This window comes from Psychrobacter sp. FME5, assembly GCF_014861375.1.
Classification (GTDB): Bacteria; Pseudomonadota; Gammaproteobacteria; order Pseudomonadales; family Moraxellaceae; genus Psychrobacter.
This window is the reverse complement of the sequence record NZ_RRYX01000007.1, coordinates 18,329-45,155: the sequence shown is the minus strand read 5'-3', so window position 1 is coordinate 45,155 and position 26,827 is coordinate 18,329. Positions and strand designations below refer to the sequence as shown.

Genomic DNA, 26,827 nt, shown 5'->3' with positions numbered 1-26,827 from the left:
GTACGTAAACATTGCGTATGAGCCTGCTATCCAGCTAATGATTTATAACCATAGCGCGTGGCTATTAACGTGTCGATTTTATTTCGAACTGCCTATATAAAAATATCAAAGACATAAAAAAGGCACTACCGAAGTAGTGCCTAATCTTAGAATCAATTTCTGGGTTTTTATCGTCTGTTTATTTTACATCTTTCCAGAATTCTTTATTCAATAAATAAACTGGAATTAATAAAACGAGCAAGAATAAAATAACAAAGAAACCAATTACTTGACGGTCATGGCGAACAGGTTCTGCCATCCACGCCATAAAGTTAACCAAGTCACCGACTTCAGATTCAAACTCTTCTTGACTGAGCTCTTCTTGCATATTATGCAAGACATGCGGCATAGCAGCATTGGCAAGCACTAAGTTATTAGCGCCCCAAGGACGGCTTGGATCTTCATAGAATGACAATAGGTAGGTATAAACCCAGTCATCACCACGTAGCCTAGTCTCAAGCGATAAGTCTGGTGGCGCTGCACCAAACCATGATGCTTGTACTTCTTGGTCAATCTCAGCATTGATATGATCACCAATTTGATCGGTGGTCACCATCAGATACTTTTCAACCAGTTCAGGTGGTATCTCTAAGTCTTTAGCAATGCGCGAATGGCGAACGTACTGTGCTGAGTGACAACCTGCGCAGTAGTTCATAAACGTCTTCGCACCGTTTTGTAGCGATCCCTTATTGGTAAAATCAATAGGAGCGCTGCTACAAGCCAGATTTTCTACAACACCATCAGCATTGGTAAAAGTACCGCAATCAGCTGCCATCGACGTACCAGCAGTCAAGGTTAATGCCGCGCCTAAGCCTAGACCAGCTAGGGATTTAATTAGCGTGCTCATTAGTGACCTCCGGTAACGCGTTCTGGTGGCTGTTTACACTTCTCAATAGCCGTGTAGAATGGCATTAATAAGAAAAACAAGAAATACAAGACAGTAAATATACGTGCCAAAATAGTTGATGTTGGCGTCGCTGGTGTCGCACCTAAATAACCCAATACTACAAAGCTAATAGCAAAGATAACCAGTGCAATCTTAGATAAAATACCTTTGTAACGTATAGAGCGTACAGGTGATCTATCGAGCCATGGAATCAAGAACAGTACGGCAATCGCACCACCCATTGCAATCACACCACCCAGCTTATCAGGAACCGCACGTAAGATGGCATAGAAAGGGGTGTAATACCATACTGGCGCAATATGTGCTGGCGTTTTCAGTGAGTTTGCTGTCTCAAAGTTTGGTGGCTCAAGGAAGAAACCGCCGCCTTCTGGGAAGAAGAACACCACTGCAAAGAACAAGATAAAGAACACTACAATACCAACCATGTCATGCACAGTATAGTACGGATGGAATTCGATACCGTCTAATGGTACACCGTTTTTATCTTTTAGCTTCTTAATGTCAACACCATCAGGGTTGTTCGAACCCACGTGATGTAGCGCCACTAAATGCATAAACACTAAGCCGACCAGAACTAACGGAATCGCCACGACGTGTAAGGCAAAGAAACGGTTTAGGGTGATACCAGAAATGATGTAATCACCACGTACCCATTCAGCAAGACCGTCACCAATGACTGGTAGCGCTGCAGGTAGGTTTAAGATAACCTGTGCACCCCAGAATGACATGTTGCCCCAAGGCAGTAGATAACCGAAGAAACCTTCTGCCATCAACGCTAAGTAAATACCCATACCGATGAGCCAAATAAGCTCACGTGGTTTTTGGTATGAACCATATAGCAAGGCGCGGAACATATGCAGATAGACCACCACGAAGAACGCAGATGCGCCAGTCGAGTGCATATAACGAATGAGCCAGCCGCCTTTGACATCACGCATGATGTACTCAACAGAAGCAAACGCTCCTTCGGCGCTCGGGTTGTACATCATCGTCAGCCAAATACCAGTGACTAACTGGTTGACCAATACCACCATTGATAATACGCCAAAGAAGTACCAAAAATTAAAGTTTTTTGGTGCATAGTACTTTGACATATGGTATTCATAGGTTTCAGTCGCTGGAAAGCGCGCGTCCACCCAATGCATTAACTTTTTACCCATGCTCATATTAAGCCTCCCCAATCGTCAAGATGGTACCATCCATATTGTAATCTGGGACAGGTAAGTTAAGCGGTGCAGGAACGCCACTATAGACGCGACCTGCCAAGTCATACTTAGAACCGTGACAGGGGCAGAAAAATCCGCCATACCAATCATTACCACCCAAGTCAGCCGCGCCCACATCAGGACGGTAGTTTGGTGCACAGCCTAAATGTGTACAGACGCCTTCTACGACCAAGATTTCTGGTGAAATAGAGCGTTCTGGGTTTTTGCAATATTCAGGTTGCAATGATTCGCTAGAATCAGGGTCCGACAGTAAAGGTTTTACCGACTCTAAGGTCGTTAGCATATCTTCTGTGCGTTTGACGACAAAGATGGGTTTACCGCGGTATTTGACAACGATCATCTGTCCTGCATCGATAGAACCAATATCTTGGGTCACTGCAGCCCCTGCAGCCTCAGCTTTAGCGCTTGGGTACCAAGAACGGACAAAAGGTGTTGCCACAGCAGCTACCCCAGCTGCACCAATTGCGGCAGTTGAGGCAATAAGAACTCTACGGCGTTGTACATTAACGCCTTCGGCTTGGCTCATTAATACTTCCTCCAGGTGAATGAAATGGGATTATCCCACACTGGGTTTGTGGCTTAGAAAATATACAATATCAAGCCACTTTAGCTGTGCCTAATTTTGCTAATTGTTGCTATTCTAAGCTATTTCGGTGATAAAATAAATTATTGCGTTAAAAATAAAGCAACCTTAATAGAACATACTCTAAGGTTGAACATGACAATCAAGTCAAAACAGCTGTATTATCAATGTCTAACATCAGTTTCTGTATTAAAGATAGTAAATTTTATGACCTTATAATTAATAAGGATATTCAGCAATAGCGAATGATACTTGAAATTAAGGTAATGTTCACTAACTTTCAGTATCTAACCGCTTTGTAAGTCGCTGTAAATCCATAAACATTACTTCAAACTGCAAAGTAGTGTTTACTTCATGTCTTTTAAAACTGAGTCAAATCACTAACTGCTTATAAAAAAATTAAAATACGGTAACGATGTTATCAAGATAAAGGCTCACTGTTTGATTTTAGCCTTCGAGCGTGCTCCAGCGTTCAAGCTTGTTCATCATCTCTTCTTCAATCGTCAATAAACGCTCACTAGCAGCAGTAGCCGCGTCTATATCTTGGGTAAACCATGAGCCGTCAGCGAGTTTTTCTTCTAGTTGCGTTTGTTCTGTTTCTAACGCTGCGATTTCTTTTGGTAAATTATCGAGTTCGCGTTGCTCGTTATAATTCAGCTTTTGCACTGTTTTACTAGGCTTCGCTGTTACTGGTTTGTTAGCGCCTTTACTACTTGTGGCGTTATTAACAGGTGCTTTGGCCGCCTTTGCTGCTTCCTCACGGTTTTTTTGCACCAAATACTCTTGATAGCCACCGACGTACTCTTTGACGATGCCTTTACCGTCTGCATCGGTATCGAACACCCAAGTAGAGGTGACGACATTGTCCATAAACGAGCGGTCATGGCTGATAAGTAATATCGTACCGTTAAAGCTACTGACAGATTCTTCTAATAGCTCAAGTGTCGCCATATCCAAATCGTTGGTTGGCTCATCGAGTACCAGAATGTTAGCAGGCTTTAATAGTTGCTTGGCAATGAGGACGCGGTTACGCTCGCCCCCTGACAATGCCTTGACGGGCGTACGTGCACGCTCTGGGGCAAACAAGAAATCTTGCAAATAGCTCATAATGTGTGTCTTACGACCACCGACATCGACGAAGTCTGAGCCTTCTGAGACGTTTTGCGCCACACTGGCTTCTAGATCTAACTGATCACGCAGCTGATCAAAGAAAGCGATTTTTAGGTTAGTGCCAAGCTCAACGTTACCGGTCTTGATCACATCATCGTCTGACATATCGAGTAGGGCTTTGATAAGGGTAGTTTTACCAGCACCGTTGGGACCGACGATACCAATTTTGTCGCCGCGCATAATCGTGGTGCTAAAGTCATCTACGAGCACATGGTCATCGTACTGTAGGTGTAGATTTTTAACTTTACAGACCAGCTTGCCGCTTTTCTCGCCTTGACCCATGGTAATATTGACATTACCGACTTGCTCACGGCGCTCACTACGCTCTTCGCGTAGTGCTTTTAGCTCACGCACGCGACCTTCGTTACGGGTACGACGCGCTTTGATACCTTGGCGAATCCACACTTCCTCTTGCGCCAGTTTTTTATCAAAGTTGGCATTGTTCTTTTCTTCAGCCAATAATTGCTGTTCTTTTAGCTCTTGATAGCGTGCGTAACCTTTTGCGCCTTGGGTGACGTCATAGCTGGTTAACTGACCGCGATCTAGCTCAACGATACGGGTAGCAAGCTTATTTACAAACGCTCTATCATGGGTGACAAATAACAAGGTCAAACCCTGCCAGTCTAATAAAAAGCGCTCTAACCATTCGATGCTTTCAACGTCCAAATGGTTGGTCGGCTCATCAAGTAGTAGCACGTCAGGCTTAGTGACCAAAGAGCGCGCCAATAACACACGGCGCTTACGACCACCAGATAATGATGATAAGTCATCTTCTGGATCCAGACCCATCGTGGTAATCAGACGGGTGGCATCACGTTCTAAATCCCAGCCATGGACGGCATCGATATCATGTTGCAGCGTTGCCATATGCTCGCAGGCATCCATATCACCGTTGGCGCATAGGTCGACTTGCTTATTATAGTTAATCAGCAAATCAGCGGTGCGGCGGCTACCACCCATGACGATATCTAAAATACGTCCACTGGTTTCAGGAACATCTTGCTCGAGCATCGCCACGCGCATACTGCTGTTGGTGATAATTTCACCGCTGTCAGGCTGTAATGTGCCATTAATCAGCTTAAATAAGGTGGATTTACCTTCGCCATTGCGACCAATTAAACACACGCGTTCACCAGCATTGATCGAAAAATCAATGCCATCAAGAACTGGAGCGACGCCAAAGGCTAGATGAATATCTTTTAAATGTATCAGTGCCATAGAGTATCTTAAGCTTATATAATAGTGAGGTAAGGGGTTGTTGCAAAATTGCCAGCAGTATAACATGCCACCACGTGACTGTAGTGCGTGTAAATGGTTTTATCCATACTATTTATAGATTTTATAATGATTGTATTTACCACAACGTAGAGAAGAATATGAGCCAATCCAACGATCAAGACAGCGTTTCGACTGCGCACGCAGACTTACAAACCCAACAAGTCATTGAGTTACAAATGAGTATGGCGCATTTAGAGATGACCGTAGAGCGACTTGATACCGTCATTGCGCGGCAAGATAAAGATATTCAGACACTGCAACGCCAGTTGCAGCTACTTTATGAACAAGTTGAAAATCAAGATACAGAAAGCGGTATCGCCCCTTTTGATGTGATGGCAGACAGACCGCCGCATTATTGATAGGTAATGAAAAATAAAGCCGTTTTATTTGAATCTAGGTAAAATAATATCCACATTTAAACATAAAGGTACTGTCTGGTGACTGTTTAGTCATAAATGCGAAATAATGTGTTTTTGCAGTTGTTTTACTGTGCGAAAATCTTTACTATCCTCCACCTCGGATACTGCTTGCTTAGCGAACATAGGCATAGCAGTAAAACAATGCGGATGTTTGGAGATATATAATGCGCGCAACTTTTCATTTAAAAACTCTCACAGTTGCTGTTGCAGCTCTTTCTATTGCTAGCGTCGCTAGTGCTGCTGGTCTTGATCGCTCAGGCCAAGATATCACCGCATTCTTACAAGACGGCTTATATGCTGAAGCTGTTTACACTTACATCGATGGCGACGTTAGTGGTCACGATAATGCTTATGTTGGTAATGATAAAAACGCGTATCAACAAGGTAATAAAGTTGATGACGTTGCCGAATCTTATGACTTTTTCCGTTATGGTGTAAAAGCAGATATCAACGACACGTTTAGCGTTGGTATCTTATATGACGAGCCATTTGGTGCGGCGGCTGACTATAGTGGTGATAACAACTTTGTAGCGCAAGGTGATCTTGAAGCTTCTATTAATGCCATTTCAGGCGGTGCCGCTAGCAGTAAAGCAGACGCTGGTGAAAAGATTGGTCAGTTGACCCAAGGTGCCCAGCAAGCAGGCGGTTTGGCGGCAGATTTAGCAGAACAAGCGCAAGCTGCTACCACACCGCAAGCGGCTAAAGAACTTGCTGCTCAAGCGCAAGCGGCAAAAGAAAAAGCAGAAACGCTGGCAGGTCAAGCCCAATCGCTTGGTGCCGCAGTTGCTGCAGCCGAAGCAGAGCTTGCTACTAAAGGCGAAAGTACCAACGTTGAAGTACGCAGTGAAAGTATCACGGGTATCGTTGGGATGAAGTTTGGCCAAGACAAAAACTTCCAAGTCTATGGTGGTCCAGTAGCACAACAAATTCAGGCCGACGTAAAATTACGTGGTACTGCTTATGGCCCTGCGACTGGTTACACAGCCCATATCAGCCGTGATCAAGACTATGGTTGGTTAGCAGGCGCCTCTTATAGCAAGCCTGAAATTGCGCTAAAAGCTGCTTTGACTTATCGTTCTGAGATTGACCACAGTTTAAATATTGATGAGACATATCCTGTGGCGGGCGCACTGGGTAAAGAACCAGTACAGGGTAATAAGATTGATATCACCACGCCTAAGTCAGTAAACTTTGATTTCCAAACCGGTATCAACCCAACCACGCTAGCAACAGCAAAAGTACGCTGGGTACCGTGGAGTGATTTTGCAATCGTACCACCGCTATATAACGAAGTCAGCAAAAACGCGACCAAAGATGACACTGGTTTGCCGTTGGTAAGCTATGATAAAGATCAGTGGTTAGTAGAGTTAGGTCTTGCTAAACGTTTGACGCCAGCGTTAGCAGTGACTGGTAATATCGGCTGGGACAGTGGTGCTGGTGATCCAGTAACGTCACTAGGTCCTATTGAAGGCTACTATAGCGCGGGTCTTGGTGCTAAATATAACGTCACTGAAAACTGGGCAGTCTCTGCTGGTGGTAAATACCTATGGTTCGGTGATGCTAAAGGCCAAATCCCAACCAAAAATATCGTTAGTAACTTTGAAGACAACGACGGTTTTGCTCTTGGTGTAAAGCTTTCTTATCAAGCGAAGTAATACTGGCTATCATTTTAATACCAAACCCAAAAAGTACGATTAGCTGTGTCAAACTTGTTTAGTCTACAATGCGTAGCACTTACATTCGTTTTCCTTGCTACTCTAATTTTTGTGAATGGTATGACTATACTTTTAAGTTGATGAATGAGTAGCAAAAAGCGATCCTTAGGGGTCGCTTTTTTGTGCGTACTATAAATTAAAAATGTACTCATATATCTGTTTTATGTGTCTTATATTGCTCGGGTCAAGTTGATTATTATTGGATATAAGTTGGGTAATAAAGTATGGTAATCAGTATGAACACTTAATAACGTAAACTATTGTTTATCAAAGATATTTTTGACGACTTTATAATAAAATTATTGATAATAAATAAAGTGTTTTAACTGTTGTTTTAGTGTTAAAAAGTCATTACTATTCATCTTAGGACGTCGTTTACATAGTCTTATGTTTTAAGCAACAAAGCTAAACATTGATGATGAAGACGATTAAACAACGAGGATGTTTGGAGATACACAATGCGCGCTACTTTTCATGTAAAAGCTCTTGTCGTAGCAATCGCTACTCTTTCTGTCGCTAGCATGACTAATGCTGCTGGTCTTGATCGCTCAGGTCAAGATGTCACTGCATTCTTACAAGATGGTACCTACGCTGAAGCCGTCTATACCTATATCGATGCCGATGTTAGTGGTGTTGATAATAACGGCAATGACACAGGTGATGTTGCCGAATCTTACGACTTCTTCCGTTATGGCGTAAAAACAGATATTAACGATACTTTTAGTATCGGTGTGTTATACGACGAACCATTTGGCGCTGCTGCTGCCTATAATGGCGATAATAATTTTACTGGCGCTCCAACTGAAGCAATTGATGATCTTATTGCCACACAACTAGACGGAAAAGTGCCAGGGCAAACAATTACTAGCGCTGAAGGTTTAGATACTTATGTTGAGTCTATTCAAGATGATCTCGCAGCAGGTAGAGAACAGGTTAAACAAGCTGAAGCAGCCATTGCAGCAAACCCAGCACTCGAACCCGCTCTACGTCCAACAATTGAGGCTGGTAAAGCACAAATTGCGGCTGGTGAAGAACAGCTAGCTCCCTTAGAAGGACTAAACGGTTATGCTGCTAGTCAGCTTGCCAATACCGAAGGCACAAATGTAGAAGTGCGCTCTGAAAGTATCACCGCGATTCTAGGTGCCAAGTTTGGTGCTAATAAAGAGTTTCAAGTTTATGGCGGTCCAGTCGCTCAGCGCATTCAAGCAGATGTAAAATTACGCGGCAGTGCATACGGACCTGCCACAGGTTACACCTCGCATATCAGTCCTGATCAAGATTATGGTTATTTAGCAGGTATCTCTTATAGCAAGCCTGAAATTGCTTTAAAAGCAGCTTTGACCTATCGTTCAGAGATTGATCATAATATGAAGATCGCTGAATCCTATCCATTAGCAGGTTTATTAGCGGGTGATCCAGCTGCCGCAAATCAAGCGACTTCCATGGAAATCACTACCCCAAAATCAGTAAACTTTGACTTCCAAACAGGTATTAACCCCACCACTTTAGCCACGGCAAAAGTTCGCTGGGTACCATGGGGTGACTTTGCAATTGTACCACCGCTGTATAACGAAATTAGCAAAAACGCGACCCAAGATGATACCGGCCTTCCATTAGTGGATTATGATGATGATCAGTGGCAAGTAGAGCTTGGTCTTGCCAAGCGTCTAGCACCAGCTTTAGCGGTAAGTGGTACAGTGGGTTGGGATAGTGGTGCAGGTGATCCAACGACATCATTAGGACCTATCGATGGCTACTATAGTGTGGGTTTGGGGGCAAAATATAATGTCACTGAAAACTGGGCAGTATCAGCCGGTGGTAAATACTTATGGTTCGGTGATGCTAAAGGTCAATTACCGACTAAGCAGATCGTAGGTGATTTCCAAGATAATGATGGCTATATTCTTGGTGTGAAACTCTCTTATCAAGATATCAAGTAGTAAGAGAGTACCGAACAGTCAGTGAACAACTGTTGTTATTTTAAGTTTGTATATATAATAAAAAAAGCAGCCTATCATAGGCTGCTTTTTTTCGTTTAAAGTATATATAGAAAAAATAATGTTAATAATCAGGTATTTATGTCAGTTCTTATAATAAAAAAATGCTTAATCCAGTCTAGTTAGTAGCAAGATATCACCCATCACCATCCTTATAGTAATAGCTAACTTAACATAAATCTGTCTTCTCAAAACCGTAAAGGGTGTTGCTATAGTGGCAAACTTTAATTATGATATTGAAATCAGTTACGTTGTCTTACATAGCGGTAATGTCTGATAACAATGAAAGTAAGGTCGCGTAAGCGATGATTACATTCAATAGTTAAGTCGTTTGGCAAAGGATTGCACTGCAGCAGCTTCAGTTGTTATGACAAATTGTAGTAACTAAGCTATTTGCCAGTTTTTTTATTCATGGAGGATGTCACGTGTCGCAAAATTTCCCTATTTCTAAGCTCACTCTAGCCCTTATCACCCTATCTGCTGCATCACTAACACAAGCCGCTGGCCTCGATCGTTCAGGCCAAGAAATCAAAGGCTTCTTTAACCCTGGTACTTATGCCGAAGTTGATTTTGCTTATATCGATACTGATGTTTCAGCACATGACAATGCCGGTGCTATCGTTACCCCAACTGACGAGATTCGTAATGGTATCACTTCTACAGAAGCGGCTTACGAAAAAGGTGTGTCAACTGGCAACGCTACTCCAGATTCCTATAGTTTTATGCGCTACGGGGTAAAAACTGACATTAATGAAAATTTCAGTATCGGTGTGTTTTATGACGAGCCTTTTGGTGCAGAAGTAGAATACTCTGGGGATAATGCTTTTGTTTCTCAAGCAGGCAAAGATACCATTGCTGACTCATCGTCAGGGACATCTGTTCCTAATGAAGTCATCAACCCTTCAGTATTAGATCCAGACTATGACAAAAACACCAACGTCAGTGTGCATACGGAAACGTGGACAGGGCTGCTTGGTTACAAAGCTAATGGCTTCCAAGTATATGGTGGTCCAGTGATGCAAAAAGTGAAAGCAGATGTGCATCTGCGAGGTCAGGCATACGGCCCATTGACAGGCTATGATGCCAATGTAAACCCTGACACTGACTACGGTTGGGTAGCGGGTTTAGCCTATAGTAAACCTGAAATTGCCTTAAATGCGGCACTAACTTATCGCTCAGAAATTAAGCATAAAACCCCAGTGGGCGAAAGAGTACCATTACTAGGATCACCGCTAAAAGATATAGCGTTAGGTAAGCTTGATATTGACCCAGACTCTGAACTTGGCCAGTCTATTGGTGAATATGCAACGACCGATGCGACTGTAACCACACCTGAGTCAGTGAATTTAAATATTCAAACTGGTCTAAGTGAGAAGTATCAACTATTAGGTACTGTAGATGTGCGCTGGGTACCTTGGAGCGATTTCACTATCGTCCCTCCGCTTTATAATGCTTATTCTAAAGCGGCTGACCCAGACGGTTTACCACTTTTATCCTATGACAAAGACCAATGGAAAGTAGATGTTGGTTTGGCCAAACGTTTTAATGAAAAGCTAGCGGGTTCCGTAACAGTTGGTTATGACTCTGGTGCAGGCGATCCTGTCAGCTCATTGGGTACTATTGACGGTTATTATAGCTTGGGTGGTGGTGTGAAATACAACGTGACTCCTGAGTGGGCCGTGTCAGTCGGTGGCAAATATCTGAAATTTGGTGATGCAACAGGTCAGCTACCCAACGGTAGTATCGTCAGTAAAGCCGAAGACAATGATGGTTATATCGCTGGTGTAAAACTCTCTTATCAAAGCCAGTAACTTATCACCTGGCTATGTTGTTTTACCATAAATACTAGAAGAGATCTTACTTAACCAATGGGTTAGGTAAGTGTTATCAAGCGTAAAAATTTTATTGATACTAAGTAATTATGCATAAAAATATCGAATAATTTAAAAATGAACGCTTGCGTTATATTTTACGAATGGTTATTCGATTTTGATAAATTGACTTAGTGAACTGAGTTTTATTATCTATATATATTGCCCAAATACTAATGTGGCAATGTGTAGATAAAGGAATATCTATCAATCATCCATGGAGGAAGAAGAATGTCACCTAACCGTCATTCAATCTCAGCTGTATCGACAGCTAAAAAATTCAAAACCCCTTTAAAAGCCAGTGTTGTGCTTTTAACATCAATGATACTCGCCGCCTGTAATACAACTGACGATCCTTCTTATAATCTTGATGATGTCTTCAGCCCAATACCTGGCGCGACTGATGCAGCACTAGAAAAAGCAAAAGCTGAGGCTGAAAAGGCTAAAGAGGAAGCCAAAAAAGCAAGAGAAGAAGCCGAGGCTGCGAAGAAAGAGGCGGCTGAGCAAATAGCTGCCGCTGAAAAAGCAGCTGAAGAAAAAGCAGATGCGGCTATCAAATCTCAGCAAGAGGCTGAAGCTGCCGCCGCTGCGGCTGAAAAAGCCAAAGCAGAAGCTATTAAAGCACAAGAAGAAGCAGAAAAAGCGTTAGAAGACGCTTTAGCAAATGGTGGGGGTTCAGAGGCCCTACAAAAAGAAGCCGACCGCAAAGCCAAGCTAGCAGAAGAAGCAAAGGCAGACGCGCAAGCTGCTGAAGCCGCTGCACAAGCTGCTCAGCAAAAAGCAGAGGCAGAAGCGACAGCAGCCCAAGCAGCCCAACAAGCTGCACAGGATGCAGCACAGGATGCAGAGATTAAAAATGCTCCAGAATCTGTGAAAACTGGTGTCCAACACATCAGTATCGATGCGTCTGGTTTAGGCCAGGGGGCATTAACGACTACTACTCGTGACTTTGATATCACAGATGAAACCCAAGTAGATGCACGCGCAGATGAAGCTTCAGGTGGCTTAGTTTCTGATCCGGTAGCATTAAAAGTTAGTGGTGATAACGACGATGTAGTAGCGGAATCTAATGGCTTCAAATCTTTTGAAAATACGACCAAAGTTAATACTTCTTCATTAGGTGAAGTCGATCTAGTTTATACCTCAACCTATAAAGATTTTGGCGATGACTTAAGAGTTGCCCATATTGATGGTGCTGCTGCTGGTTTGTTACCAGTCAACGGTGTTGCTGTGGTGGGTAATGCGACCCAAGCTGAGAACATGCCGACAGAAGGTAAAGTTGGTTACACGGGTGATGCAACTTATCGTGAAACTGGTCAAAATAAAGATATTAAATTTGGTACCTCAGTATTCACCGCTGACTTTGTAGCCAAGAATATCAAAGGTGACTTAACCTTTAGTGATAAGAACATTGGTTTAGAAGCAGACATTGATGGTAATAAGTTCTCAGGGAGCAAAGACGATTATAATACCGACGGTGGATTCTATGGTGGCGATGGTCAATACGTAGGCGGTATATACGAAGGTAACGGCGCTCAAGGTACTTATGGAGCGAAATCTGACGCTCAAATTAAAGCTGAGGAAGATGCTAAAGAAGCGGCTGGAAAGGCAGATGCTACAGAAGAAGCCTTAGCCAATGCTAAAGATCAAGCGGCACAAGCGCAAGCCGCTGCAGAAAAAGCCCAGGCTGACGCTGCAAAAGCCCAAGAAGCTGCAAAGAAAGCCCAAGAAGCTGCGGATAATGCAGGTAGTGGCGGTGATGATGAAGCACTTCAAGATGCTTTAGATAGAGCAGAAGCGGCTGAGAAAGCAGCTGAGAAAGCCGAAGCAGATGCAAAAATTGCAATCCAGGAAGCTACAGAAAAAGCACAAGAAGAAGTGAAAGCGGCACAAGATAAAGTCGCGGCAGCTCAGTCAGAAGCAGCAGCTGCTAAAAACACCGCTGCCGCCGCTAAAGCAGAGGCAGAAGCTGCTGAAAAAGATGCAGCAGCCAAAGTGGCAGCTGCAAAGTCAGCTGCAAAAGAAGATGTAGCCGAAGCTAACAAAGCAGCAGACCTAGCCAAAGAAGAAGCTAGAAAAGCTAAAGCCGCTCAAAAGGAGGCGGAAGGAGATACTAAGGCAGCCGAGGATAGAGCGACAGCAGCAGCAGCAGAAGCAGCAGCAGCGGAAAAGAAAGCTCAAGAGTTGCAAGATAAGTTAGATGCAATAAACAATCCAGATGAATATAAGTCTGAAGCCGAAACAGAGAAATCAGGGGTTCAGCATCTATCTGTCGATGCAAGCGGTCTAGGTCAAGGCGTTAAAGCAACAACAACTCGTGACTTTGCTATCCGTAGTACTTCTGATGTCGATGCTCGTGCCGACTTAGCGCTTGAAGGTGTAGTTCCAGAACCTATAGCCATTAAGGTTTCTGGAGAAAATGATATTGACACAGCCAACGGCTTTAAATCTCACGAGGATACAGCCACTGTATTAGCAGAAGGCGATCTAGCTTACACCTCAGTCTATAAAGACTTTGGTGAAAATGGTGAGATGCGCATTGCTCATATTGACGGTGCCGTCAGTGCAGGAGGTGGAGCAATTACAGTCCCTGTAGATGGGGTAGCTGTAGTGGGTAATAAGACAGCGACCTTACCGACAGAGGGTAAGTTTGAATATGCAGGTGACGCCACCAATCGCAAAGTCGGTTTAGACAATGAGATTGAATATGGTAGCTCAGAGTTTACCGCTGACTTTGTTGACAAAAAAGTCGACGGTACACTGAAGTTTGCTCAAGCGGGTGATATTGCGCTGGAAGGAGCTATTGATGGCAATGAGTTCTCAGGTAAAAAAGGTGACTACAACACAGAAGGCGCTTTTTACGGTGAAGATGCTAATTACATCGGTGGTATCTACGAAGGTAATGAGTCGCAAGGTACCTTTGGCGCTGAGAAAGATGGTACACCAGCCGACGTAGATACCCCAGTAGAGCCAGAGTTGCCAGAACCCCCTGTCAATCCTGGTGATCCAGCTAACGAAGATGTGACTGGCGTTATGAGTAACACCATTAGTAGCGAATCAGGATTGGGTACTGAGGATGCGATTGGTTTCCGTCAGTTTGTTACAGACAATGAAACTTTTACTGAGACAACTGGTGAAGGCGAAGACATGACGCCGACCATAGTTGAAGATAATACTATAGATAACTTGCCAGGCTATGATCAGTTTGAAGCCCGTCTTGATATTGTTAAACCTAACAAATTCAAGCAAACAGCTACAATTACAACCGTTAGAGACAGTGATATCGCTTTTGATGCTGATAGTGGTTTCATGAAATCTGATGGTCAGAATACGGTCACTTTCGAGGAAGTTGGATCTATTGTTGGTGATATTGAACTAAAATATGACTATGATTCTGTATATAAGAACTTTAATTCACAGATGCAGATAGGTCACGTTTACGGAGATCTTCGTAAAGAGAATCCATTCGGTGGTGTGAAATCACGTTATGCCAACGTTTACGTAGTGGGCAACAGTACTGCTCAAGCTGATATGGACTACATGCAACAGCAAGCTCAGTATAATATTGATAACAACATCAACGATGGTAATGTTCAATATGCTGGTGTCGCGACCTATATGGATAATATTCATTTAGGTTCAGGCGCTATAAACAATCCAGTGGTCAATGGCGAATCTAATTTTGACGTTGATTTCGTCAATAACTCTTTATCAGGCAAATTAGACTTTGCTGATATTGACAAAAATATTGATATTAAGGCTAATATTGAAGGTAATACCTTTGCTGGTAGAGAGGGTAATGTTGAGACCTCAGGTGGTTTCTATGGCGAGGATGCTAATTTCTTAGGCGGTATCTACCAAGAAGCTCAACTTGATGGTGAAGACGGCGTACCAGGAACGGGTACTACTCCTGGAACCGGGACAACCTTCCAAGGTACCTTTGGCGCTGAAAAGCAATAAATTAATATGAAAGCTTTTGAATAAGAAAAGCACCTTAGGGTGCTTTTTTTTATGCTTTAAATTATGTACCAAGAATTAGAAATAGTGATATTAGATAATAAAATTATTAAAACGATAGATGGCGAATTAGTAAACTAGTGTTTGCCTGTATAGTTAGGTTTTTAGCAGTGATTATATGGAATTTATTGAAATTAAGAGGGTTTTCTATGATTTTTGATGCTTGATAAAACAAAGTGTTAAAAGGATATTCTATAAGTATATAGGTTGTTTTTTAATAAAATAAGTATGCTCAATACACTGTATTTTTAATTTAAAAATTTTATTTGGAGATATGATTATAAAAACAAATACTTGAGCGGACTCAGTATACAGTTGTTTTTATTAGTTATTTTAAGGGGTTGTTAGGCTGGATTTTATTTAAAATATTTATTAATTTAAAATAGTGTCTGATGTAAACTACATTTTCAGTCCATAATTTCGATACATCTTATCTTGGTTAAGAGGTGTTTTTAAGCTAATTAGTAACTAAAAGTTACCTATAGAAATATTTGAATAATAAAGTTTGACTTTTTGTAGGCGATTTGTTTATCTATTCAAAGCACCGGATTTATGTTGTGCTTCAAGGATTAAATAATAGAATATCACTAATTCTTCATGGAGGAAGACGAATGTCACCTAACCGTTATTCAGTATCGGCTGTATCTACAGCAAAAACGCTAAAGACCCCACTCAAGGCCAGTGTGGTTATTTTGACTACCGTTATTTTGGCTTCATGCTCCTCTAGCAGTGGAGATAACGCTATTACACCTAAACCCACTCCTACAATCCCAGTAGATGATAATGGAACGGGAGGAGTGGCTGAGGGTGAAGGTTCAGGCGGTAGTGGATCTGATGGAGGTGGGGTTGGTACTACTACTGAAGCAGAAAAAAACGATTAAAGCTGCGGAAGAAAAAACCAAAGCCGCAGAAGAAGCGCTTAAAGTAGCAGAAGCAAAAACCAAAGTAGCAGAGGCAGCTTTAAAAGCAGCAGAGGCAGGTTTTGGTAAAGAATCAGAGAAAGCAGCAGAAGCATCAAGAAAAGCAATTGATGCTGCAAAAGAAGAGGCAGCGAAAGCGAAAACCGCCGCAGAAGCAGCTCGAGTGGAGGCTGTCACGAAAATCGAAGCCGCTGCGAAGGCATCTAAGACAAAAGTAGATGCTGCTAAAAAAACAGCAGCCGATGCAGTCGCTAAAGTCAAAGCCGCTGAAGAAAAAGCCAAAGCAGCAGATAATCGTGCAACAGTAGCAGAAACCAAGGCTAAAGAGGTCGAAGCATCGCTAAAAGCTGAAATAGCGGCGAAAAAAGCAGCGCAAGTAAAAACCAAAGCCGCAGAAGCTGAAACTAAAAAGGCTCAAGCTAATGCTAAGACAGCAGAAGAAAAAGCAGCAAAAGCAGTTAAAGATGCGAAAGCTGCTAGGACTGAGGCTGATAAGAAGGTTGCAGATATAGAAAAAGCATCAGCGAGCCAGATTGCTGAGGCTAAGAAAGCTGCAAAAGATGCCCAAGACGCACTCGAAACTGCAGAAGCTAAAGCAATTACTGCTGCAAAAGTGGCTGCAAAAGCTGCTGCGGATGCTGCAGATGCTGCCCTTAAAGAAGCTGCAGCCAAACTTGACGCTGTCAAAACTGCCTCCGCAACCCAAATTGATGCTGCCAAAAAAGAGGCGGCAGACGCTCAGGCACGTGCTGAAAAAGCAGAGGAAGATGCCGCCGCTGCTCAAACACGTATAGAAGCAGCGGAAGCTACTGCTAAATTAGAAGCTGAGAAAGCTGAGGAAGCATTACTAGCCAAACAAAACGCAGAGCAAGCAGCAACGGCTGCCCAAGCCCAAGCCCAAGCTGAAAAGAAAAAGGCAGAAAAAGCCCAAGCCGAAGCCAATAAAGCCAAAGGCGAGTTAACGACTGCACAAGAAGAGTTAGCTGCCGCCGAAAAAGCCCTAGCAGACGCACTGGCCTCAGGTGGTGGTAACACCGAAGCCCTGCAGGCAGAAGTGGATCGTCGCCAAGCGGCACTGGACACAGCAAATGCTAAAATCATTGCTACCGAGCAAGCACAAGCTGATGCCGCTGCCGCCGCCGAAGCACAGTTAGCTGCTGCCAACCAAGCCACGCAAGCGGCCAAAGATGCATTAGCTGCCGCACAAATCAACAATGCTCCTGAAACTAAGAAGTCAGGTGTACAGTCATTAAGTATCGACCCATCAGCTGCTGGCCTACCTAACGCCTTTACCGCTACCACCCGTGACTTTAATGCCACTGATAATAGCGTTGAAGCTCGAGCAGACACCGCATCAAGTGATCTACTACCAATCGTCAACGTCACCACCTCTGGCGCAGATGATACCAACTTACAAGACGGTTTTAAATCGCACGACGACAGTACCGAAATCACAACCGCTCTTGGCGTACTGCCATTGAATTACAACTCAACCTATAAAGACTTTGGCGATGACATGCGCATCGGTCACATTGACGGTGCAGCAGCCCTTGGCGACAACCAGCTACCAGTAAACGGTGTTGCTGTCGTTGGTAATGCGACTCAAGCGGCAAACATGCCAACCGACGGTAAAGTTGGTTACACAGGTGATGCCACTCATCGTCAGCTAGGCATTGGTAATGATATCGAATTTGGTAAATCAGTCTTCACTGCTGACTTTGTGGCTCAAAACGTCAAAGGCGATCTCACCTTTGATAAAGCCGGTAAGATTGGTTTAACCGCTGGCATCAATGGCAACCAATTCTCAGGTACCGCTGATGATAATGCTGGCTATAACACCGAAGGTGGATTCTTTGGCGGTGATGGACAGTACCTAGGCGGTGTCTACGAAGGTAATGGCGCTCAGGGTACCTATGGTGCCAAGAGTGACAAACAAACCGCAGCAGAACAAGCGGCAGCAGACGCTCAAACCGATGCTGATAACGCTCAAGCTGCTATCGCCGATGCTAATGCCCAAGCGAATGCAGCTCAAGCCGCTGCTGACAAAGCCAAAGCGGATGCTATTAAAGCTCAAGCCGCCTTGGCTGCCGCTGAAGATGCCTTAGCGAATGCTGGTACGGGAGATGGTGGTCTAGCCGCTGCATTGGCCCGCGCAGAAGCCGCAGAAGTCGCGGAAGCCGCAGCGTTACAAGCTGCAGAGACTGCAGAGGCGGCAAGAGCTGCTGCTCAAGCCGCACAAGTCGCTGCTGAAGAATCTGCCTTGAAAGCAAAAGCAGCTGCTGATAAAGCAGTTGGTGATGCGAAGGTAGAAGCGGATAAAAAAGTAGCAGAAGCCAACCAACAAGCGGCTGATGCTAAAACACGAGCTGATAAAGCTGAAACTGATGCTACCACTGCTAAAGCTGCAGAAGCCAAAGCTAAAGCCGAAGCTGCCACCACTAAGGCTGAAGCCGCAGAGGCAGTGGCCGCCGCCAATGCCAAAGCAGATAAGGCTAATCAACAAGCGACGGCTGCCCAAGCCCAAGCTCAAGCTGAAAAGAAAAAGGCTGAGAAAGCTCAAGCTGAAGCCAATAAAGCCAAAGGCGAATTAACGACTGCACAAGAGGAGTTAGCTGCAGCAGAAAAAGCCCTAGCAGACGCACTGGCCTCAGGTGGTGGCAACACCGAAGCCCTGCAGGCAGAAGTGGATCGTCGCCAAGCGGCACTAGACACAGCAAATGCTAAAATCATTGCTACCAAGCAAGCTCAAGCTGATGCCGCTGCCGCCGCCGAAGCACAGTTAGCTGCTGCCAACCAAGCAACGCAAGCCGCCAAGGATGCGTTAGCTGCCGCACAAATCAACAATGCTCCTGAAACTAAGAAGTCAGGTGCTCAGTCTATTAATGTAGGTACAACAGCTGCGGGTTTACCAAGTGACTTTATAGTAACGACCCGTGATTTTGAGATTGGTGAAAATAATGTCATAGCTCGTGCTGACGTAGCTTCTGGAGATCTACTACCTAAAGTTGATGTCAATATTTCAGGTGCAGGAGATACCGAGCTTGCTAATGGGTTCAAAAGCCATGATGACAGTACTTCTATTACAACTGCTTTAGGAGAGTTGCCATTAACTTATACCTCAGTGTATAAAGACTATGGTGATGACATGCGCATTGCTCACATCGATGGTGCCGCAGAACTCCAAGGCACTGAAATTCCTGTAGATGGCGTCGCTGTCGTTGGTAGTGCAACTCAAGCGGCGAACATGCCAACCGACGGTAAAGTTGGTTACACAGGTGATGCCACTCATCGTCAGCTAGGCATTGGTAATGATATCGAATTTGGCAAATCAGTATTCACTGCTGACTTTGTGGCTCAAAACGTCAAAGGCGATCTCACCTTTGATAAGGCCGGTAAGATTGGTTTAACCGCTGGCATCAATGGCAACCAATTCTCAGGTACCGCTGATGATAATGCTGGCTATAACACCGAAGGTGGATTCTTTGGCGGTGATGGACAGTACCTAGGCGGTGTCTACGAAGGTAATGGCGCTCAGGGTACCTATGGTGCCAAGAGTGACAAACAAACCGCAGCAGAACAAGCGGCAGCAGACGCTCAAACCGATGCTGATAACGCTCAAGCTGCTATCGCCGATGCTAATGCCCAAGCAGCAGCAGCCCAAGCCGCTGCTGACAAAGCCAAAGCGGATGCTATTAAAGCTCAAGCCGCCTTGGCTGCCGCTGAAGATGCCTTAGCGAATGCTGGTACAGGAGATGGTGGTCTAGCCGCTGCATTGGCCCGTGCAGAAGCCGCAGAAGTCGCGGAAGCCGCAGCGTTACAAGCTGCAGAGACTGCAGAGGCGGCAAGAGCTGCCGCAGAAACGGCTCAAACCGCAGCAGAAGATGCAGCTATAAAAGCACAAGCTGCGGCAGATAAAGCTATTGGCGATGCCAAAGTAGAAGCCGACAAAAAGGTTGCAGAAGCCAACCAACAAGCGGCTGATGCTAAAGCACAAGCTGCAAAGGCGCAAACTGACGCTGATGAAGCTGAAACTGCAAAACTAGAGGCTGAAGCTAGGGCAAAAGCTGCAGAAGATGCTTTAGCAGCAGCAGAGGAGCTACCACCAGCACCAACCAATCCACAGGCCCCTGTAAATGCAACAATAAGCGGTTTCCAAAACACTATTTCAGGTGATGACAATAGTGCTATCAATACCAATACTTCTGATAACTACGATAAGCTTAAGGTTAATATATTAGAAACTGGTTCTGGACGCTATGATGATAATACTACCACTGACTTTGCTTTGCGTAATGAGGCTGATCTAGACTATGAAGGTGGCTTTAAAAAGAGCTCTCTATATTCACTGCCAGCAGGGTATTTGAACAGACGTTTTAAATACACGTCAACCTACAAGAATTATGAGGATCAAATGCAAATAGGTCACATTCATGGTGATCTTAAGACTACGAACAATGGTGCTCGACTAGATTTAATATCCAACGTCTACGTGCAGGGTAACAGTACAGATAATGCCGATATGCAGTACATGAAAGACCTATCACAATACAATGTTGATAATGGTATCAACGACGGTAAGGTCAGCTATAAAGGTGATGCTAGCTACATAGGTAACAGTAAGGATGAAATCATTGGTCACGATCCAATCATAGGTACTTCAGAGTTTTCAGTTGACTTTGTTGACAGCCAAGTCGATGGTACGTTGTTATTTGAAGGTACTGGTGTCAGTGAAAAGACTATCAAAGCCGAGATTAATGGTAATAGCTTTGCAGGTAACTGGAATGGGGTTGATACTAAAGGAGGCTTCTTTGGTGAAGATGCAGGCCTACTAGGTGGTGTCTATCAAGTTAGTGGAGGTAAGGGTACTTATGGTGCGACCAAAGTGGATCCAGAAGCGGCACCTGATCCTACTGAGTCGAGAATGACTGGCTTCCAATCGACGGCACTGAGCAGTAAAGAGAAAACCTTACCCTTAGGTTTGGGTCAATTAGATAATGCTATTGGCTATGTAGACATTCGCGATGATAAATCTGATTGGACTGAATTGAAGACGGAGAATGGCTCTGAAGTACCAGTGGATAATGGCAAAGGTAACAATTTTAATAGCTTTAAAAATGGCGTGGTTCGTGCCGATATGGTCAAGCCCGATTCTGTGTTAAAACCTATAGCAGTGTCTCTCACTGATAACGGATCAGTAAAGGTAGATGCAGGTAAAGGTGGACAAAACCCAACCTTTAACTACAACGCCGTATACAAAAACTTTGATTCGCAGATGCAAGTAGGACATGTCTATGGTAACTTTAACTCATTAGTCGGGGACGTATCACGTGCAGCCAACGTCTATGTAGAAGGCTATCTGACTTCTCAAGCAGGTATGGATAACTTGAAGAATGTCAATGATGGTACAGCCCAGTATCATGGTATGGCGACTTATATTGAAAATATTCATCTGGATGATAACGCTTCTACTGCGCCAGAGAATGGAACTTCTGCTTTCAATGTTGACTTCGTTAATGGCTCAGTTGATGGTACATTAGCGTTTGATGATGGTGACTATAAATACATGCCTGCTGGTAATGAAATTAAAATCGATGCAGACATCACAGGCAACACCTTTGCTGGCAATAAAAATGGTATCGATACCGCTGGTGGTTTCTACGGTGAAGATGCACAGTTCTTAGGTGGTATTTATCAAGATGCTGCAGACCAAGGGGGTAAAGGGACTGTTGCTGGAACCGGTACTAAATTCCAAGGAACCTTTGGTGCCGAAAAGCAATAAATCGCTGTGACTGTACAGAGTAAAGAAAAAGCGTCCTAGGGCGCTTTTTTTCTCGCTTAAACGACTAAAATCCCTTAGGATACTTATGTTTGGAAATTTATAGATCGTACTTAGGTAAGGATACCCATGAATAATCAATATATGCGCAAACCTCTCACAGCCGCTATTTTACTATCGATGATGGCGGTTTCTATATCAGCTGTGGCTGCTCCAGTTGCTCCAGACGCCCCAGACGCCCCAGACGCACCAGAGATAGGACCTGATCTCGACCAAGCTACTGAGCTGCTCAAACGTGAGAACCAAACGTCAGTCTCTAATCCTACTGCACCTTCTACCAGCGTCTCTGATACAGAGGCACAGAATGCTATCAGAAGCCGTCAACAACTTGCCGCTGCAACTGCTTATAACTTAGAAGCCTTAAAAGCCAATCCATCAGCGTTTAGCAAGTTTTTGAATGATGCATTAGCTGCGCAAGATATGGTGACCGTCAAGCAGATACTTCCCCATTACAAAGCGTTAGAGATCAACGATCCAATGCTTATCAAGTTTGCTGATGCACTCGTCTATCGCAGTGAAGCTAAAAACAAACAAGCCATTGCCATCTATCGCGGTATGTTAGCGGAAGATCCAGACTTCCATCCAGTACGTTTAAATATGGCCATCGCTATGCAAGCAGATAAGCAATATGCGGCGGCAAAAGATCAGCTTTTAAAACTACAGTCTGTTGATTTGCCAGCGCCTGTCATGGCCAGAGTGAAAAACTCATTGTCTCAAATAAATAGTTCAGAAAAATGGCGATTCAATGCCTCTGCCAGCTATGTAAGGGATAGTAATATTAATGATGCACCATCGTCATCTATTCAATCTGACTTAGGGCGCTCGATTGAGCAAAAGTCTGCCAACGGTATACAGGTGTCCGGCAGTGCAAATAAACGCTTTAACTTACCTGATAACTTTTATGCAACGGTAGGTGGTAATGCCTCGTTAAAAGGCTATTGGGATGAAACTGATTACAACGATTATCTATTCACAGCCTCTGCTGGTGTCGGCTATGATGATGCGAAAAACGACGTTTCTTTGACGCCATTTGTAACCAAACGCTACTATGATGAGGAGCCTTACAGTTTACGTAAAGGGGTAACGGTCAGTGGCTCACGCTGGGTCAAGCCTAAATTGAAGCTGTCAGCTACAGGCATTGTTTCTAAAGAAAACTTTGAGGATGATAGCAATTCAAATCGCAAAACAGATGGCCGATTCTTGGGGTTGAATGCTTTTTATATTAAAGATGCTAAAGAATATTTCTATGGTGGGCTTGGTAATTATAACAATGATGTACCCAAGTCGAGTATTATTAGTTACGATCGTAATTCTGTGAATGCTGGTTGGGGACGTGAATGGAAGCGTGGTCTCTCGACATTAGCGACAGCAGGCTATGGAATAAAAAAATATGACAATCCTGGAGATGCCTACCCAGAAGGAAGCGGTGCATGGAAAGGCTACTACAATGCGGTAGGCGGTGAGCCTGGCTCAACCAGAAAAGACAAAACCGCTTCCTTAGGTTTGCAAGTGTGGAAACGCGACTTTACGGTATATGGTTTGACCCCGCGCTTAGTGTTTGATTATGAAACCACCTCAAGTAACTTTGCTTACTATGATGATCGTGATGAAAAATCTGCGACCGTGTTACTAACCAAAAGCTTTTAAAAACATGTTCATTACCATGTGCACATAATAAAAAACCTCGCCAAATCATAGCGAGGTTTTTTTGTACTTATGAGACAATAAATAGTAATTTTTACTTATTCAAGTTCATTTCCATCTCTTTAAACTTCGCAGTAACAGACGCTTTTGGCCCACCTGTCATAATACTCACCGCAAAGATGGCGATAGTACTTAAAATAAAGCCTGGAATGATAGCGTATAACCAACTGTTTAATGGCATACCATTCATCTCGAAAGGACCATAGACCCATAGGATAACAGTCAATGCACCGATAACCATACCAGCAACAGCACCGTTACGGTTCATACCGCGCCAGATTAGACTGAAGATAACCAACGGTCCAAATGCAGCACCAAACCCTGCCCAAGCGTTAGAGACTAGGCTTAATACAGAGCTATCAGGGTTAGAAGCAAGTAAAATCGCGACTACAGCAACGACTATTACTGAGATACGACCGACCAATACTTGGCGAGCTTCAGGTGCTTCTCTATCAAAGAATAACTTGTAAACGTCTTTAGTTAGTGAGCTTGATACCACCAATAGTTGTGACGAAATCGTACTCATAATGGCGGCTAAAATAGCTGCTAATAAGAAACCAGACACCAATGGATGGAACAAGAATTGAGTAAATACCAAAAAGATTGTTTCAGGATCGTCTAATGTCATCGCTGTTTTTTGTACATAAGCGCGACCAGCAATACCTGTTACACAAGCACCGATAAGACTGATGATCATCCAGCTCATACCGATGTTACGCGCAGTTGGGACGTCCTTTACTGAGCGAATCGCCATAAAGCGGACAATAATATGTGGCTGACCAAAATAACCAAGTCCCCAAGCGAGCAAAGAGGCGACACCAAGAAAAGTAACACCACTAGTAATATCTAACATACTTGGATCGATGGCTCTGATGGCATCTGTTGTTGCTCCAACACCACCGAGGTCAGTCAAAGCAACGATAGGTACAATGACCATTGCAAACAGCATAATGATGCCCTGTACAAAGTCAGTCATTGAAACGGCTAAGAAGCCACCAAATAGCGTATAAGCGACGACCACACCAGCAGTTACCCAAAGGCCTGTGCTATAAGAGAGGTTGAGCGAGCTTTCAAAGAGTTTGCCACCGCCGACCAAACTTGCCGCGGTATAAACAGTGAAGAATAAAATGATAACCACGGCTGAGATGACGCGCAGCATGTGCGACTTATCTTCAAAGCGGTTGGCAAAATAATCGGGTAAAGTAATGGCGTTATCTGCGACTTCGGTATAGACACGAAGGCGCGGCGCCACGATGATATAGTTTAAAAACGCACCCAATGTCAAACCAATGGCAATCCAAGCACTGACAACACCGTCAGCATACATGGCACCTGGTAGGCCTAATAATAACCAACCCGACATATCTGACGCGCCTGCTGACAGTGCAGTCACTGCAGGGCCGAGACTACGGCCACCAAGCATGTAGCCTTCGGTATCATTAGCTTGTTTAAAGTAGGCGTAAATGCCAATCCCAATCATTACCAAAAAATAGGCGCCAAGTGATACCAGCACGCCACTAGAAACTCCGTTCATATAAAATCCTTAACCAATGTTGTTGGCTGTCATTATTTTTAACGAGAAAAATTAAGTCTTACAAGACGATACCCAAAACAATATCTAAAGACAAAAAAAGCCATTAAGTAGGACATAATGGCTTTTATTCAATATCTTCTGTTAGTTTTATATGATTGATGCTGTTTTAGGGCTAATACTTATCAGTAGTGCTTTGAGCAATGGGAGCATTACCTGCTTAACTTGATTGCTCGCATCTGCCAATTAAATACTAATATCAGCCGCCTATATAACCAATCATTTAAAACCATTAAACCTACTGCTAACCATCATATCTTACTCGAAGTGTTCAATATATGTATATCAGTGTGGTTATGGTAAGTTTTTGTTATAGAAACAACGTCAAGCGTATTATAACGTATGAGCGCCTTAATTGCGAATTCGGTACTTTTTAAAGCGCAAGGCGCTCTTGGCAAACGGTCTAGAAGACTCTAGGGCATGTCCTCAATTCAAGCGATTGTATCTAAATGGGCTAAAAATGGCTAAATTTTGCCAAACGTCGTCAAATAGCTGATTAATATCCCGATATTATTTGCGCTACTTTCCTCGTTTGACTGCAATTTATCTCATTCTTATAACCATTTTTAAAAAGAGGACACACCCTAATGACTTTTATTCAATAGGAGCAAGCAAGTCTAGTAAGGCAGTAACACTGCTAGATTGTGTGAGTTTTGGATTGATGACCACACCTAAATAGCGCTGCAATTCAATGTTGTCTGCCATGTCGATACGTTCTAAGTCCTGACTGATCATGGTTTGAGGTAATACTGACCAGCCGAGTCCCACAGAAACTAACATACGGATAGACTCGAGTGGATTGGTGCTCATCGTGGCATAAGGCTTTAGGTTGTGCTTAGCGAACTCAGCCAAGGTAATTTGACTGGTAAAGGTATTGGCTGATGGCAAAATAGCAGGGTAACGTGCCAATTGCTCTAAGGTCACTTTGGATTTGGTCGCTAAAGGCGATAGCGTGCCCGTCATAAAGTAAAGTGGGTCTGACCACAGCGTGTGATAGGTCAAGCGTTTATCATAAACTGGTGGCAGCGTGACAAAGGCCAATGATAAATCACCATCCAGCACGGCTTTATGCGCCTTTTCTGAATCGACAAAGTGAACCTCTAGTTGAACGGCAGGATAGGCTTGAATAAAGTGTTTGAGCACAGGCGCTAGGTGATGCAGGCCGATATGGTGGCTGGTGCCGATGACCAGCTTACCAGACACAATGTGCTGAGAGTGCTGCAGGTTGATTTTGAAGTTTTCATAGTCTTCAAGCCAGCGCTTGGCGTGAGGGAGCATCTCACTAGCCGCTTGGGTTGGGACAATTCCACGACCTACCGTATCGAACAAAGTAATGTTAAACTCATCTTCCAAATTTTTGATGCGTTTACTGACGGCAGGCTGAGTGATAAACAGCTTCTCTGCTGCGCCTGAGATACTGCCTGTGTGCATAACGGTGACGAATGTCGTTAAATTTGTGGTGTTCAAACGAGTTTCCTTAGTAACTTGGGTTACTTAGCGAGCTATAAATAAAAGTTGGCGGACATGATAAATAATGTATTAGAAATAAAAGTT

14 protein-coding genes are annotated in these 26,827 nt (G+C 43.8%); 8 read left to right on the top strand and 6 right to left on the bottom strand.

Going from position 1 to position 26,827, the window contains the following annotated elements:
* Positions 1–178: 178 nt before the first annotated feature.
* The 4 genes from EI161_RS02330 to EI161_RS02315 all read right to left on the bottom strand — a co-directional run bounded on the left by EI161_RS02330 (position 179) and on the right by EI161_RS02315 (position 5,143).
* The gene (locus EI161_RS02330; protein WP_192528882.1) at positions 179–886 is read right to left on the bottom strand and encodes a cytochrome c1; all 708 of its coding nucleotides are present in this window, start codon (positions 884–886) and stop codon (positions 179–181) included.
* Complete coding sequence (locus tag EI161_RS02325) at positions 886–2,106, bottom strand: cytochrome b (RefSeq protein ID WP_413038494.1); 1,221 nt, start codon at positions 2,104–2,106, stop codon at positions 886–888. Before EI161_RS02325 ends, EI161_RS02330 begins: the two co-directional genes overlap by 1 nt.
* Positions 2,107–2,113: 7 nt before the next feature.
* Positions 2,114–2,698, bottom strand: a complete 585-nt coding sequence (petA, locus tag EI161_RS02320; RefSeq protein WP_192528881.1) for a ubiquinol-cytochrome c reductase iron-sulfur subunit — start codon at positions 2,696–2,698, stop codon at positions 2,114–2,116.
* Between the two features lie 504 nt (positions 2,699–3,202).
* The gene (locus EI161_RS02315; protein ID WP_192528880.1) at positions 3,203–5,143 is read right to left on the bottom strand and encodes an ATP-binding cassette domain-containing protein; all 1,941 of its coding nucleotides are present in this window, start codon (positions 5,141–5,143) and stop codon (positions 3,203–3,205) included.
* A gap of 158 nt (positions 5,144–5,301) precedes the next feature.
* Between EI161_RS02315 and EI161_RS02310 the strand changes: the two genes are divergently transcribed.
* From EI161_RS02310 to EI161_RS02275, 8 genes are all read left to right on the top strand, one after another.
* Complete coding sequence (locus EI161_RS02310) at positions 5,302–5,562, top strand: SlyX family protein (RefSeq protein WP_192522805.1); 261 nt, start codon at positions 5,302–5,304, stop codon at positions 5,560–5,562.
* A 224-nt stretch (positions 5,563–5,786) separates the two neighbouring features.
* The gene (locus EI161_RS02305) at positions 5,787–7,277 is read left to right on the top strand and encodes an OmpP1/FadL family transporter (protein WP_192522804.1); all 1,491 of its coding nucleotides are present in this window, start codon (positions 5,787–5,789) and stop codon (positions 7,275–7,277) included.
* A gap of 518 nt (positions 7,278–7,795) precedes the next feature.
* Complete coding sequence (locus EI161_RS02300; protein WP_192522803.1) at positions 7,796–9,277, top strand: outer membrane protein transport protein; 1,482 nt, start codon at positions 7,796–7,798, stop codon at positions 9,275–9,277.
* Positions 9,278–9,759: 482 nt separating this feature from the next.
* Positions 9,760–11,145 carry an OmpP1/FadL family transporter gene (locus EI161_RS02295; RefSeq protein WP_192522802.1) on the top strand — a complete coding sequence of 462 codons (1,386 nt, stop codon included), beginning with the start codon at positions 9,760–9,762 and terminating at the stop codon, positions 11,143–11,145.
* Positions 11,146–11,436: 291 nt separating this feature from the next.
* A complete protein-coding gene (locus tag EI161_RS02290) occupies positions 11,437–15,165 on the top strand; it encodes a transferrin-binding protein-like solute binding protein (protein ID WP_192522801.1) in 3,729 nt (1,242 codons plus the stop codon).
* 668 nt (positions 15,166–15,833) lie between these two features.
* On the top strand, positions 15,834–16,103 hold the full coding sequence (locus tag EI161_RS02285; protein ID WP_192528879.1) for a hypothetical protein: 270 nt from the start codon (positions 15,834–15,836) through the stop codon (positions 16,101–16,103).
* Complete coding sequence (locus EI161_RS02280) at positions 16,069–21,921, top strand: transferrin-binding protein-like solute binding protein (RefSeq protein ID WP_192528878.1); 5,853 nt, start codon at positions 16,069–16,071, stop codon at positions 21,919–21,921. Before EI161_RS02285 ends, EI161_RS02280 begins: the two co-directional genes overlap by 35 nt.
* A 126-nt stretch (positions 21,922–22,047) precedes the next feature.
* Positions 22,048–23,625: a surface lipoprotein assembly modifier gene (locus EI161_RS02275; protein WP_192528877.1), complete on the top strand. Its 1,578-nt coding sequence runs from the start codon at positions 22,048–22,050 to the stop codon at positions 23,623–23,625.
* Between the two features lie 91 nt (positions 23,626–23,716).
* Here EI161_RS02275 and putP read toward each other — a convergent pair whose 3' ends face one another.
* Together putP and EI161_RS02265 are read right to left on the bottom strand one after the other, a co-directional pair.
* Entirely contained in the window at positions 23,717–25,216 is a 1,500-nt protein-coding gene (gene putP / locus EI161_RS02270) for a sodium/proline symporter PutP (protein ID WP_192528876.1), read from the bottom strand.
* 651 nt (positions 25,217–25,867) lie between these two features.
* Complete coding sequence (locus tag EI161_RS02265) at positions 25,868–26,740, bottom strand: LysR family transcriptional regulator (RefSeq protein ID WP_192528875.1); 873 nt, start codon at positions 26,738–26,740, stop codon at positions 25,868–25,870.
* Positions 26,741–26,827 lie beyond the last annotated feature (87 nt).

Coding starts and splice junctions, on each gene's coding strand:
- putP (WP_192528876.1), bottom strand. CDS start 25,216: ATGAACGGAGTTTCTAGTGGCGTGCTGGTATCACTTGGCGCCTATTTT.
- EI161_RS02300 (WP_192522803.1), top strand. CDS start 7,796: ATGCGCGCTACTTTTCATGTAAAAGCTCTTGTCGTAGCAATCGCTACT.
- EI161_RS02330 (WP_192528882.1), bottom strand. CDS start 886: ATGAGCACGCTAATTAAATCCCTAGCTGGTCTAGGCTTAGGCGCGGCA.
- EI161_RS02305 (WP_192522804.1), top strand. CDS start 5,787: ATGCGCGCAACTTTTCATTTAAAAACTCTCACAGTTGCTGTTGCAGCT.
- petA (WP_192528881.1), bottom strand. CDS start 2,698: ATGAGCCAAGCCGAAGGCGTTAATGTACAACGCCGTAGAGTTCTTATT.
- EI161_RS02315 (WP_192528880.1), bottom strand. CDS start 5,143: ATGGCACTGATACATTTAAAAGATATTCATCTAGCCTTTGGCGTCGCT.
- EI161_RS02310 (WP_192522805.1), top strand. CDS start 5,302: ATGAGCCAATCCAACGATCAAGACAGCGTTTCGACTGCGCACGCAGAC.
- EI161_RS02275 (WP_192528877.1), top strand. CDS start 22,048: ATGAATAATCAATATATGCGCAAACCTCTCACAGCCGCTATTTTACTA.
- EI161_RS02285 (WP_192528879.1), top strand. CDS start 15,834: ATGTCACCTAACCGTTATTCAGTATCGGCTGTATCTACAGCAAAAACG.
- EI161_RS02325 (WP_413038494.1), bottom strand. CDS start 2,106: ATGGGTAAAAAGTTAATGCATTGGGTGGACGCGCGCTTTCCAGCGACT.
- EI161_RS02290 (WP_192522801.1), top strand. CDS start 11,437: ATGTCACCTAACCGTCATTCAATCTCAGCTGTATCGACAGCTAAAAAA.